The organism is Roseibium sp., assembly GCF_965229775.1.
Lineage (GTDB): Bacteria > Pseudomonadota > Alphaproteobacteria > Rhizobiales > Stappiaceae > Roseibium.
In genome coordinates this window covers 3,040,899-3,053,537 of sequence record NZ_OZ245929.1, presented here as the reverse complement: position 1 = coordinate 3,053,537, position 12,639 = coordinate 3,040,899, and the positions used below count along the sequence as shown (strand labels likewise).

At 61.8% G+C, this 12,639-nt stretch carries 13 protein-coding genes; 9 read left to right on the top strand and 4 right to left on the bottom strand.

Annotation, left to right across the window (positions count from 1 at the left end):
- The first annotated feature begins 28 nt into the window (after positions 1 to 28).
- From hisS to hisG, 3 genes are read left to right on the top strand one after another with little or no spacing between them, the layout of a single operon-like run.
- A complete protein-coding gene (gene hisS, locus ACO07N_RS13835; RefSeq protein ID WP_421981577.1) occupies positions 29 to 1,495 on the top strand; it encodes a histidine--tRNA ligase in 1,467 nt (488 codons plus the stop codon).
- 3 nt (positions 1,496 to 1,498) lie between these two features.
- Positions 1,499 to 2,656 (top strand): ATP phosphoribosyltransferase regulatory subunit, encoded by a 1,158-nt coding sequence (locus tag ACO07N_RS13830; RefSeq protein WP_421981576.1) that lies wholly within the window; start codon positions 1,499 to 1,501, stop codon positions 2,654 to 2,656.
- Positions 2,653 to 3,621, top strand: a complete 969-nt coding sequence (gene hisG, locus ACO07N_RS13825) for an ATP phosphoribosyltransferase (protein ID WP_421981575.1) — start codon at positions 2,653 to 2,655, stop codon at positions 3,619 to 3,621. Before ACO07N_RS13830 ends, hisG begins: the two co-directional genes overlap by 4 nt.
- A 24-nt stretch (positions 3,622 to 3,645) precedes the next feature.
- Here the strand turns inward: hisG and ACO07N_RS13820 are convergent, their stop codons facing one another.
- Positions 3,646 to 4,542 carry a LysR substrate-binding domain-containing protein gene (locus ACO07N_RS13820; protein WP_421981574.1) on the bottom strand — a complete coding sequence of 299 codons (897 nt, stop codon included), beginning with the start codon at positions 4,540 to 4,542 and terminating at the stop codon, positions 3,646 to 3,648.
- A gap of 133 nt (positions 4,543 to 4,675) precedes the next feature.
- On the opposite strand from ACO07N_RS13820, the gene ACO07N_RS13815 reads away from it, so the two are divergent.
- The 6 genes from ACO07N_RS13815 to ACO07N_RS13790 all read left to right on the top strand — a co-directional run bounded on the left by ACO07N_RS13815 (position 4,676) and on the right by ACO07N_RS13790 (position 9,774).
- Positions 4,676 to 5,089 carry a DUF1348 family protein gene (locus ACO07N_RS13815; protein WP_421981573.1) on the top strand — a complete coding sequence of 138 codons (414 nt, stop codon included), beginning with the start codon at positions 4,676 to 4,678 and terminating at the stop codon, positions 5,087 to 5,089.
- A 94-nt stretch (positions 5,090 to 5,183) separates the two neighbouring features.
- The gene (locus tag ACO07N_RS13810) at positions 5,184 to 5,810 is read left to right on the top strand and encodes a glutathione S-transferase family protein (RefSeq protein WP_421981572.1); all 627 of its coding nucleotides are present in this window, start codon (positions 5,184 to 5,186) and stop codon (positions 5,808 to 5,810) included.
- Between the two features lie 68 nt (positions 5,811 to 5,878).
- Positions 5,879 to 7,516: a pyridoxamine 5'-phosphate oxidase family protein gene (locus tag ACO07N_RS13805; RefSeq protein ID WP_421981571.1), complete on the top strand. Its 1,638-nt coding sequence runs from the start codon at positions 5,879 to 5,881 to the stop codon at positions 7,514 to 7,516.
- A gap of 364 nt (positions 7,517 to 7,880) precedes the next feature.
- Positions 7,881 to 8,054: a hypothetical protein gene (locus ACO07N_RS13800; protein WP_421981570.1), complete on the top strand. Its 174-nt coding sequence runs from the start codon at positions 7,881 to 7,883 to the stop codon at positions 8,052 to 8,054.
- Positions 8,055 to 8,226: 172 nt separating this feature from the next.
- Positions 8,227 to 9,033 carry an MOSC domain-containing protein gene (locus ACO07N_RS13795; RefSeq protein ID WP_421981569.1) on the top strand — a complete coding sequence of 269 codons (807 nt, stop codon included), beginning with the start codon at positions 8,227 to 8,229 and terminating at the stop codon, positions 9,031 to 9,033.
- A 93-nt stretch (positions 9,034 to 9,126) separates the two neighbouring features.
- Entirely contained in the window at positions 9,127 to 9,774 is a 648-nt protein-coding gene (locus ACO07N_RS13790) for a glutathione S-transferase family protein (protein WP_421981568.1), read from the top strand.
- A 51-nt stretch (positions 9,775 to 9,825) separates the two neighbouring features.
- Here the strand turns inward: ACO07N_RS13790 and ACO07N_RS13785 are convergent, their stop codons facing one another.
- From ACO07N_RS13785 to ACO07N_RS13775, 3 genes are all read right to left on the bottom strand, one after another.
- Positions 9,826 to 10,716, bottom strand: a complete 891-nt coding sequence (locus ACO07N_RS13785; protein ID WP_421981567.1) for a DMT family transporter — start codon at positions 10,714 to 10,716, stop codon at positions 9,826 to 9,828.
- A 172-nt stretch (positions 10,717 to 10,888) separates the two neighbouring features.
- The gene (locus tag ACO07N_RS13780) at positions 10,889 to 11,569 is read right to left on the bottom strand and encodes a DNA-3-methyladenine glycosylase I (RefSeq protein WP_421981566.1); all 681 of its coding nucleotides are present in this window, start codon (positions 11,567 to 11,569) and stop codon (positions 10,889 to 10,891) included.
- A gap of 121 nt (positions 11,570 to 11,690) precedes the next feature.
- Positions 11,691 to 12,398, bottom strand: a complete 708-nt coding sequence (locus tag ACO07N_RS13775) for a protein phosphatase CheZ (protein WP_421984427.1) — start codon at positions 12,396 to 12,398, stop codon at positions 11,691 to 11,693.
- Between the last annotated feature and the right edge of the window lie 241 nt (positions 12,399 to 12,639).

Genomic DNA, 12,639 nt, shown 5'->3' with positions numbered 1-12,639 from the left:
CTGGAACTCGCCGGGATCTGACGACTTCATGGCCAAAAAACCGAACAAACTGAAGGCCCGCCTGCCGCGGGGCTTTGTCGACCGCTCTGCCGACGACATCCGGGCAACGGATGAAATGATCGGCAAGATCCGCGCGGTCTACGAACAATACGGCTTCGACCCCGTCGAAACGCCCGCCTTCGAATACACCGACTGCCTCGGCAAATTCCTACCGGACACCGACCGGCCGAATGCCGGGGTGTTCTCCGTGCAGGACGATGACGAGCAATGGATGAGCCTGCGCTACGACCTGACCGCGCCGCTGGCCCGTCATGTCTCGGAAAACATCAACGACATCCGGCTGCCCTACCGCACCTACCGCGCCGGCTGGGTGTTCCGGAACGAGAAGCCCGGACCGGGCCGGTTCCGGCAGTTCATGCAGTTCGATGCCGACACGGTCGGCGCACCCGGCGTTCAGGCGGATGCGGAAATGTGCATGATGATGGCCGACACGATGGAAGCCCTCGGCATTCAGCGCGGCCAGTACATCATACGGGTCAACAACCGGAAGGTTCTCGACGGTGTGCTGGAAAGCATCGGCCTTGGCGGCGCGGAAAATGACGAACGCCGACTGACGGTGCTGCGTGCGATCGACAAGCTCGACAAGTTCGGCATTGAAGGCGTCCGTCTCCTGCTCGGTGACGGCCGCAAGGATGACAGCGGCGACTTCACAAAGGGTGCGGGTCTCGACACGTCCGCCATCGACATCATCGCGGACTTCGTTTCCGGCACCGGGTCGCTGGAAAACGAGGGCATCACGGAACTGAACACGATGGCGTCCATGTTCGAGGCCTGCGGATATGGCGACGACCGGATCAAGATCGACCCTTCCGTGGTGCGCGGCCTCGAATATTACACTGGGCCCGTCTACGAGGCCGAGCTGCTCTTCGACGTCACCAACGAAAAGGGCGAGGTCGTCCAGTTCGGGTCCGTCGGCGGCGGCGGGCGCTATGACGGTCTGGTCAAGCGTTTCACCGGACGCGACGTTCCGGCGACGGGCTTTTCGATCGGCGTCTCGCGGCTGATGACGGCCCTGAAGAACCTCGGCAAGCTCGGCACGTCGGACGTCGTCGCTCCGGTTCTGGTCACGGTGATGGACGGCGATGTCCAGGCGCTCGGACGCTACCAGAAAATGGTTCAGGACTTGCGCAACGCCGGCATCCGGGCGGAAATGTACCAGGGCAACTGGAAGAAGTTCGGCAACCAGCTGAAATATGCCGACCGGCGCAACTGTCCCATCGCCATCATTCAGGGATCGGACGAGCGCGAGGCAGGTGAACTTCAGGTCAAGGACCTGATCGAGGGCAAGCGCCTGTCTGCCGAAATCACCGACAACATCACCTGGCGCGAAAGCCGTCCGGCGCAGATCACGATCGGGGAAGCCGACCTGATCGAGACCGTGCGCGGAATTCTGGACGGTCAGGCCGACGACCGCAGGCGTCAAAGCGAGGGCTGAATCATGACGGCGGCTCCAACACCCGGGCTGGACCCGGCCAGGATCGAAGCGGTTCTGACGCTTTTCAAGGATGCGGGCCATGCATTCGTCAATCCGCCCATCCTGCAGCCGGCAGATGTCTTTCTCGACCTGACGGGCGAGGATATCCGGCGGCGTCTCTACCTGACCCAGGGCAGCGATGGCACCGATCTTTGCCTGCGGCCGGACTTCACCATTCCGGTGTGCCGTCAGCATGTCGCTTCCGGTGGCGCAATCCTTCCGGTGGCCTATTGCTACAACGGGCCGGTTTTCCGCCAGCGCCCGGACGGGCTCGGCGAGATCCCGCAACTGGGCGCGGAAAGCCTGGGACGCACGGATACCGCACAGGCGGACGCGGATCTTCTTGCGCTTTCCGTGCGCGCGCTGGATGCCTTCGGCGTCGCGAACACCCACATCCGGATCGGCGATGAAACCCTGTTCGCAGCCGTTCTCGCCGGCCTGGGCCTGCCGAGCGTCTGGCAGCGGCGGCTGCGCGATCTCTTCGGAGAAACCGACAAGCTGATGGCAGCGATTGATCGCATGGCGGGAGCCAACAGCACCGACGATGACAGCCGCGATGTCCGGCTCGGATTCCTTTCCGCGCTCGAAGGCGCGGATCCCGAAGCGGCGCATGCCGTTGTCGAGGACCTCCTGTCCATTGCGGGCATTTCCGCCGTCGGCGGACGGACACCGAGTGAAATCGCCGACCGGTTCCTCGAACAGGCGGCCCTGGCCAGCGCCGGGCGGGGGCATGAGATGGCAGCTGCCTCGCTCCGCGCCTATCTTGCCCTGAAGGCGGACGGTGCCGAAGCTGTTGCATCCCTGCGGGCGTTCAGCTCGGCGCATGGTCTTGATCTGGCCGCGCCGATTGATGCTTTCGAACAGCGTCTCGCTGCGCTGGAAGCCAAGGGCATTGCACCCTCCAGCCTGTCATTTGCAGCGGAGTTCGGCCGGCGTCTCGACTATTACTCGGGCTTCGTGTTCGAGATCCATTCAGCAACCGGCGAAACGAGCGGACCGCTGGTCGGCGGCGGGCGCTATGACAGGTTGCTCACGCTTCTGGGCGCCGGTGCCAACGTGCCGGGAATTGGGTTTTCCATGTGGCTCGACCGCATCGCCGCGAATACCGGGACGGACTCATGAGCAAGCTGATCATCGCCATTCCCTCCAAGGGCCGCCTGCAGGAAAACACCCACGCCTTCTTCGGAAGGGCGGGATTGCAGGTTCTCCAGCCGGGCGGCGCCAGGAACTATCGCGGGGCGATCAAGGGATTGCCAAGCGTCGAGATCGCTTTCCTGTCCGCATCGGAAATCGCGCGGGAGCTTGCCGAAGGCTCGGTACATTTCGGCGTCACCGGTCTTGATCTGGTGGAAGAAAACATCGCGGATCCGGTCGCAACGGTGCATGTCGTCACGCCGCTCGGCTTCGGCCCGGCGGACGTAGTCGTCGCGGTTCCGAAAGCCTGGATCGACGTGGAAACCATGTCCGATCTCGGTGATGTCGCTTCCGACTTTCGCGGCCGCCACGGCCGCCGTCTGCGCGTTGCCACCAAATACGTCAATCTCACGCGGAGCTTTTTTGCCCGCCACGGGATCGCCGATTACCGGATCGTCGAAAGCGCCGGGGCAACGGAAGGCGCTCCCGCTGCAGGCGCGGCCGAACTCATCGTCGACATCACCACGACGGGATCGACCCTCCACGCCAACAATCTGAAAATCCTCGCCGATGGTGTGATGCTGAAAAGCCAGGCCAACCTCGTTGCGTCCCTCAACGCAGACTGGACGGAGACCGCGCTTGACGGCGCTCGATCCATCCTTGACCGGGTGGCGGCGGAAGAGGCGGCCAGGAACGTCAAGCTGGTCAAGGCAGTGGTCGACGACCGGACCCAGGCGCTGCGCTCGGTCAGCAGGGTCGGCGCGATCCAGAGGTTTTCGGAGAGCGACAGCCCCAACCGGGTCAACGTGCTGTGCCCGGGTGACTCGGTGGCGGAATGCGCCAAGCTCCTGATCGATGAAGGTGCGGACACGGTCACGGTCGAAACGCTGGACTATGTCTTCTCCCGGGAAAACCCGCTTTTTGCGCCCCTGAAGCAGAAGGTCGGCGGTTAAGGCGGCCGGACCGCCTGACAGCGTTCAGTTCAAAACCGTCGACTGCCGGAGCCGGTCGCGCGCCAGGTCCAGGAAACTGCGCACCTTCACCGAGACACGGCGGCCCTCGTAGTGCACGAGATGAACCGGCAAGGGCTCCGGCTCAAATTCCTCAAGCACGGTCTGCAAGGTACCGGACTGCAGGTCCGGCCCGACCTGGTAGGACAGCGCCCGTGTCAGCCCCCAGCCGGACCGCGCCATTGAGGTCGCAGTCGCGACGCTGGTGACGGACAGCCTCGGATAGACCTTGACGACCCTGTCCTGCGCCTTGCCGAAACGCCATTCGTTGCTCGGCGTGACCGTGGCGGCGGCGACGATCTTGTGACCCGTCACGTCCTCCGGTGACTGCGGCACACCGTGTTCCCTGAAATAGTCCGGCGATCCGCAAACCACGCGGCGCACTGTGCCGACCTTGACCGCCATGAGACCCGATGCCGAAAGCGGACCGATCCGCACGCCGACATCCAGGCCCTCCTCGGCCAGGTTCACGATCCGGTCGACCATCAGCATGCTTGCGGAGACACCGGGAAACCGGTCGAGATATTCCGCGACGATTGGTGCCACATAGATGCGTCCGAACTCGACCGGCGACGTGACCCGAAGATACCCCCGCGGCCGTCCGACCGCGCCAGACACCGCCTCGTTCGCCGCGCTCAGGTCCGCAAGAATCCCGCGCACTTCTTCCAGATAGGTCCGGCCGACATCCGTAAGCCGCACCACGCGCGTGGTGCGCGTGAACAGGCGCGACCCAAGGCGCTCCTCCAGTTCGTTGACCGCGCGCGTGGCCGAGGGCGCACTGATGTTCATCTGCCGGGCGCCTCCGGCGAAACTCTCCGCTTCGGCAACGGCCACGAACACATCCAGCGCCTGCAGTCTGTCCAAGCTGACCTCCCATTCATTTCAGAAAATGAAATAATACCTTTCATATTTCCATTATTCTTTCAAGATGGCAGTGGCGCTACATGTGGCTCATCGAATGGCACCGGGTTTCGGCCCAATCAGCTTGGATGACCGCATGACACATGAAGCCCCCCGACATCCCCTGCCGCCTTTCACGGCAGAAACCGCACGTGAGAAGGTCCGCCTTGCCGAAGACGGCTGGAACTCCCGCGATCCGGCCAAGGTGGCACTTGCCTATACCCCCGACAGCAAATGGCGGAACCGGGCCGAGTTTCCGCGCGGCCGGCAGGAGATCGAGGATTTTCTGACCCGCAAGTGGGACAAGGAACTCGACTACCGGCTGATCAAGGAGCTCTGGGCCTTCTCCGGCAACCGCATCGCGGTGCGCTATGCCTATGAATATCACGACGACAACGGCAACTGGTTCCGCGCCTATGGCAACGAGAACTGGGAGTTCGACGCGAACGGCTTCATGGCCCACCGCCATGCCAGCATCAACGAGAAACCGATCCGGGAAGACGAACGGTAATTCCGCTGGCCGCCCGGCCGGCGTCCGGACGATCACCCGGGCCTGAGTGAATTCGGCTTCTGACCCCTCCAATCCAGCAAGGAAAGACAATCCCATGACCACACCAATCAAGCTTTACAGAAATGCCAAGTCCGGCCACTGCCACCGGGTTGAACTGATGCTGTCCCTGCTCGGCCTTCCCTACGAAGCGATCGATCTCGACATGGCGAACGGAGCGCACAAGGCACCCGACTTCCTGAAAATCAGCCCCTTCGGCCTGGTGCCCGCGATTGACGACGGCGGCTACACGCTCGCCGACAGCAATGCCATTCTCATCTACCTGGTGCAGACCTACGCAAGGGGATCGGACTGGCTGCCTGACGACCCCAAGGAAGCCGCGGAGGTGCAGCGCTGGCTGACCGTTGCCGCCGACAACATCTATGCAGGCCCGTGCGCGGCGCGCCTGGTGAAGGTCTTCAACGTATCGCTCGATCATCAGGCCGCGGTGAAGAAGGCGCATGACCTCTTCAAGGTCATGGACGCGCATCTTGCCGATCGAGACTGGCTCGCAACGGGCAAGATCACGATCGCAGACGTCGCGGGCTACAGCTACATCGCCCACGCGCCGGAGGGCGGCGTCGACCTGGCCCCCTATCCGAACATCCGTGCCTGGCTTGGACGGGTTGAAAACCAGACCGGCTTTGTCGGCATGGCAAAATCGCCGATCCCGGAACTCGTCTAGAGCACGACTGGGCGCGCCGGTGCCCCTCCTCCCCGGCGCGCCAGTTCTCACCACAAAGGAACACCAAGATGTTGACGTCACCCGCGAACAACCCGTTTCATTCCGGAGAACTGGAAGCCCAGGCACGCGCCGGCGTCGGCGACGTGGCAAAATGGGCCGGCGGCTTCATCCGCGATTACCTGCCCGAGCAGCATCGCCTGTTCCACACCTCTCAGCCTTTCCTGGTGGTTGCCGGAGGCGATCGCGACGGGCGCACATGGATCACCGTCGTCGACGGGCCGGACGGCTTCGCGGCTTCTCCCGATCCGCGCCGGATCACGCTGGCAACCGAACTGGAGGCCAGTGATCCGCTTGCCGGAGCCTTCCGGGAAGGGGCCGATATCGGCGTTCTGGGCATCGAGCTTGCCACGCGCCGACGCAACCGCTTCAGCGGACGGGTGAGCACCAATGCGGACGGATACACCATCGATGTCCGTCAGACCTTCGGCAATTGCCCGCAATATATCCACGAACGTGCCTGGACGCGGGCTCCCAGGACCGGGGCCGTCGAGGCCGTTCGCAGCACATCCCTCAGTGAAGATCAGATCACTCGGATCGCATCCGCCGACACGCTGTTCATCGGATCGGGCCATCAAGGCGACGACGGCGCCGCGTCGAACGGCTATGACGCGTCCCATCGCGGCGGTGCGCCGGGGTTCGTGCAGGTGGTGGACGGCACGCATCTGCGGATACCCGACTACGCCGGGAACAACTTCTTCAACACGATCGGCAATATCCTGTCGAACCCGCGGATCGGTCTGCTGTTCGTCGACTTCGAAACGGGCGGCCTGCTGCATCTTGCCGGGCGGGCCACGATCGACTGGAATCCGCAGGGAGTTCAGGACCAGGACGCCTGGCGCGTCATCGACGTGGAGATCGAAGCCGTACTCGATCGTCCGGGCGCGGTCGGACTGCGCTGGACGAAACAGGACCACCTCTCGCGGCCCCTGCGGCTTGCGGAGCGCGTCGAGGAGACCCCGACCGTCACTTCGTTCTACCTTGAAGCTGCCGACGGACGCCCTCTGGAGCCGTTTGCGCCTGGCCAACATCTGCCGGTCGAGATCCGCGTTCCCGGGCAGGCCGAACCCTCAAAGCGCAGCTATTCGCTATCGGGCTCGCCCGCGGACACGACGCGGTACCGGCTGAGCGTCAAGCGTGAAGACCAGGGGCTGGTATCGCGCCATCTGCATGAGCACCTGCAGGTCGGCGCCGTGATCAAGGCACGCCAGCCGTCGGGAGATTTCGTCATTCCCTGCGACGACTGCCCCCTTGTGCTGGTCAGCGCCGGCGTCGGACTGACACCGATGCTGTCAATGCTGCACGCAAGCGCATTGCAGCAAAACCGGCCTGTCTGGTACGTGCACGGCACCCGCAACGGCCGCGATCACGCGCTGCGCGCGGAAGTCGACCGGCTGATCGCCGCCAATGATCATTTGCGGCAAAAAACCTACTACAGCCAGCCGGACGATACCGACCTGCCCGGCAGGGATTATGACGGCAAGGGCCGTGTGACCGCGGAGAGACTGCTCACGCTCAATGCCGGCCCCGAGGCCAGATACATGCTTTGCGGCCCGGCTGCGTTCCTGTCGGATGTCCGCAACGGGCTCGAAGCCGCCGGCGTCCCTGCAGATCACATACACTTCGAAACATTCGGACCGACGGGATGAGTGCAACGCGCAGATCAGGAACACACCCATCGCCGTCCGGTGTAGGATCAGGACCCATACATCTGGTTGAATTGGTTCTGACCTTAAACCGCCTTGGAGTTCGTGAGGTGCTCTCCTGTCGTTGGATTTGTCATTCCGGCTGAAGCGCAGCGGAAGGCCGGAACCCAGTAAACTCTTGTGTCACCGCCTTCTTCCAATAACCGGCCACAAGGAATACTGGGTCCCGGTCTTGACGCAGGCGCGCCAAACCGGGACGACAAGTCGTGGACTTTGTTCGGTCACTGACCTGTCGCCCAGCCGAATTGCACCGTTGCCACGCTGGCATCTGTTCAAAGACACTTTCTCAATCGGATTGCAGTGAGGAATGGCTGTGACGCACGAAGAAATCGCATCGATGACGGACCGGATCAGGCTGCTGGAAAAAACGCTTGAGGCGCGGGACAAGGAGATCAGACGCCTGTTGGACGAGTTGCAGACGTTGCGGCAGAAGGCCTGGGTGACAGATGCCTGCGGTGATGACCTCTGGGATCTCGATTGACGATGGTGCACATGCGGATCGCGGCCGTTTCGGCCCGGGACAAATCGCCCTGGAGGCGGACAGGCGATTGATCGCGGAATGCATCCGGTGTTTCATGCCGCATCGTATCACCTGCCGGCAGAGAGCCGTCGGCCCCGCTTCCCGTTTTTTACAACCGAAACAGAGACAGCCCATGACCGAGCTTCCCGTCACGATCTCCCGCCTGAACCGTTTTCCGGTCAAGGGCATGAGCGCGGAACCCATGGGCTCCGTCATGCTCCAGGCAGGCGAAGGTATCCCTGGGGATCGTCTCTACGGTTTTGCGCGCTACGATAGCGGCTTCGATCCGATGAACCCCGAACCGTTGCCCAAGGAACGCTTTGTCGTCCTGGTCAAGGAGGCGGCGCTCGCAGGCCTGAAAACACGCTTCAGCCCGGACGGTGAAGTGCTCGAGATCAATGTGCATGGCGAAACGCACCGTTTCGACATGAGGGAACCGGAGGCACGCAGCGAAGCTGCCCGCTTCCTGCACGATGTCCTGAAGCTGAGCGACCCGGAACCGCCCGTTTTCGTATCTTCGGCGCCGCACCGTTTCACGGATGTCTCGGTCGTGTCTCCGCAGATGATGAATGCGATTTCGGTTCTCAACCTCGTGTCCGTAAAGGCCCTTGGTGAACGTCTGGGTACCGAAGTTCACCCGGGCCGCTTTCGCGCCAATATCGAGATCGACGGATTGCCGCCCTTTTCAGAACTCGATGCGGTCGGACAGGTCCTGGCATTCGGCGATGTCCGCCTGCGCATCCTGTCGCGCACCAGACGCTGTGCTGCGACGGAGGTGAACCCGGTGACGGCGGAAAGGGATCTGAAAGTGCCCTACCTCCTGCGCAAGGAACTCGGACACATGGACATGGGTGTCTATGTCGAGGTTGAAACCAGCGGCCAGATCCGTGCCGGACAGGACGGGGCGCTGAACCCTCAAGTGAACCAGGGGCTGTTTTGAGGGTCTCAGGCGCGCGCTCTCGAATTGCCCGTTTCGGCAAGGCGTGGACCAATGCATCCCAGTCGCAAAACCCGTTGTCGAAGGAGCCTGTTGATGCTTGAAATCTGGGGACGCAGAACGTCGTCCAACGTGCAAGCCCTCATGTGGTGTGTCGGCGAATTGGGGCTCGACTATATCCGTCACGACGCAGGCCACATTTACGGCGGCACCGACACGAAAGAGTTTCTCGAACTTAATCCCAACGGCACCGTGCCGGTCTTGCGTGACAGTGATGGCCCTGCTCTTTGGGAAACAGGTGCGATCCTGCGCTACCTTGCCGGGCGCTACGCAAGCTCTCCGTTCTGGCCGGACGATCCGGTCGGGCGTGCCCATGTCGACAAATGGGCGGAATGGGCGAAGCTAAATGTCGCCATGCAGTTCACGGCACCGATCTTCTGGCGTGTGGTCCGCACACCGCAAAATCAGCAGGATCCGGTCGTCATTGCAGCAGCCCTGGAACAGCTAAACTCTAAGCTTGCTATCGCGGAGCAGATTCTGGAAGACAATTCCTGGATCTGCGGCGCGGAGTTCACGCTTGCCGACATTCAGTTGGGGCATGTTCTCTATCGGTATTTTGAAATCGACATTGATCGGCCAGACTGGCGTCGCCTCCGCAGATATCTGGACGATCTTATGACCCGGCGCGCCTTCCGCGAGCATGTTGCCATTTCCTACGATGAACTGCGCAGCTCCCTGCCTTGATGGCACGCGTGCTCTTCAGACGATCGCAAGGATCCAAAATCGGCTTCGCCCTCACGTGCGCTTCCGCTGTCCCCGCCACAGGATGAACAGGCCGGAGACCACGATCAGCCCCGAGCCCACAAGCATCTCGAAACTGAGGTGTTCGCCGAACACGAAGACACCGAGGCCAATTCCGAAGAGCAGGCGCGAGTATCTGAAAGGGGTAACGGCAGACACTTCACCCGTCCGCATTGCCTTCATCAGGAAGGCGTAGGCCGCGACGCCGGCAAGGACAGCTCCGAGCAGCAGGGCAGACAGCGCCGGCCCGGGAAGAACGAAGGCTTCACCTTGCACGAAGGTATAGAGGACGCCCGCGACAACAACGGACAGGAAGCCGTAGAAACCCAGCAGCACGGTTCCGATCGTGGCCGGTGCAATCCGGCTGGCAAGATCGCGTCCGGCAAAACCGATCATTCCAATAACCGCGAGAAGCGAAAGCGGCGAGAACCCGCCCGTTCCGGGTTGAACGATGACGATGACGCCGGCAAGCCCGATCCCGATCGCAAGCCATCGGCGCCAGCCGACTTTCTCCTTGAACACCAGGACCGCGCCCGCGACGACCACGATCGGGGTCGCCTGAAGAATGACAGTGGCGGCTGACAAGGGGATCAACGCGACCGCAAGCACGTAGAACAACCGCCCGGTGATCTCGAACCCGGCCCTGACAAGCATAGGCCGGGAAACCACATCGCGGACAAACAGCGGTTCCCTGTTCCAAAGTGCCACGGCCGCAAACACGATCATGCCGCCGACGCCGAAGAGACACAGGATCTGGCCGATCGGAAGCGCACTCGCGGCCGCCTTAACAAAGACGTCCTCAATGGCGAAGGCCCCCATCGACAGGATCATCCAGCAGCTGCCCGCGAGGTTCGCCTTCCGGTCCGTTGCAATTGTCGTGGTCAAAAAGCCTCCAGGGGGCGGGAGGGGAGCGGAGTTCCGAAGTGCGGTTGACGGTCAGTGTGCCGGACCAACCGTCTCCGACCCGTGCGCCATTTGTCCTGCCCGGTCAAGCGGGAAGATGCGTTGTCAGAGGAAAACGACACGCGGCCTCGGCGGGATTCGCAAGCCCGTCTGCCTAGCTGGGCACAGGCCTTACAAATGCGCTGCGTGCGTCTTCGACAGGTTCCCGGCAACAACAGCCCTCGAGGTGGTCATTGACCATGCCCATCGACTGCATGAAGGCGTAAACGGTCGTCGGGCCGACAAAACTCCAGCCGCGTTTTTTCAGATCCTTGGACAGGGCCGTGCTTTCGGCGGTCTTTCCGAGCGTCCTCGCGGTTTTGAAATCAATTTTCGGCGGCCGGTTCTGGGGCTCTGGCTCAAACGACCAGAAATACGCGGCCAGCGAACCGAATTCCTTGTGCAATTCCAGGGCGCGGCCGGCATTGTTGATGGTCGACACGATCTTTCCGCGGTGGCGCACGATGCCGGCGTCGGCAAGACAGCGTTCGACATCGTCTTCGGTGAAGGCGGCGACCTTGTCGAATTCGAAATTGGCGAAGGCTGCGCGAAACGCCTCGCGTTTCCTCAGGATGGTCAGCCAGGACAGGCCGGACTGGAAGCCTTCAAGACAGATCTTTTCAAAAAGACGGCGGTCATCATCGACCGGCCAGCCCCACTCGTTGTCGTGATAGTGCATGTAGTCGTCCAGGCCACCGTGCCACCAGCAGCGGTCCTTGCCGTCCTCCCCCTTGAGAAGCCCCGTCACCGGATCGCGCTCGGCTTTCGCGCCTTTACCCGTGGTCTGTTCGGTCATGCCCCACCTGATATTCACTGTTTGTTCTTTTACTAGCGGTCCTTCTGCCGATATTCAAGCCACACCGGGCACAAAAAAGCCCGGCACGGGCCGGGCTCTCGATCGACTTGCGTTCCAAAGATCACGCAAACAGGGCGTCGATGTCGTCCTGTGTGGCAACGTCCGTATCGCTCTCCAGAGCCGGGCCATTGAGGAGGGCCGCATCGCCTTCCTTGATGTCGCGTTCCTCGACCGAAATGTCCTTGAATGTTTCGATGCCGCCCCAGATGTCCATCATCTGCATGATCCTGTCCTCGACGAAACGCAGCGTGCCGACGACCTTGGTGATGCGCTGGCCGGTCAGATCCTGGAAGTTGCAGGCCTCGAAGATCTGGACAACCTTGTCCTGGATGTCATTTGCCAGTTCCGCGTCTTCCTGGCCAACACGGGCGGACAGGGTGTTGGCGGTTTCATCGATGAACTCGGCGGCTGCGAGGATTGTTTCAGTCGCGCCCTCAGTGCCATCGACAACTGCATCCAGTTCGTTGGTCACGCGGGTCATTTCCTCGCCCTTGGACCCGGTCGTATGGTGCAGCGTGGCGATTTCCTTCTTCGTCTGCGCGATCGCTTCGTAAATCGCGTCGAGCTCGACTTTCAGCTTTGCCGCTTCCGACAGTTCCTTGCGGAATTCGGACATGAATTTTTCGCTCATCTCTTCCGGGCTGAGCGCGTTTTCCTGAGCGACCCCGCCCTTGCTGATGAGGGATTTGAGACTGCTGATCTCTGATAGGACTTCCTGGTGCCGACGTTCTTCGGCGAAGACGGGATCGTTGTCGACCCCGGAATTCATACGTATCAAGCTTTCCGCCCGAAAGGATCTCTTCACCGCGGCCATGCCAACTCCCGTCCCTTGCCCCACTGGCGCATTTAAGTACCCGTTAGCCGATTGATAGCAGGGGAAGTTTAAGGAAATGTTTTTGCGGCACCTGCTGAAATTCACAAAGGTCGGGGCACATTTAGTTCCCCGTCTCATGTTTTATTCCCAAACGGTTTGGTTATCTTTTTCTGCGAAGACTTGAGGCCATCGATTT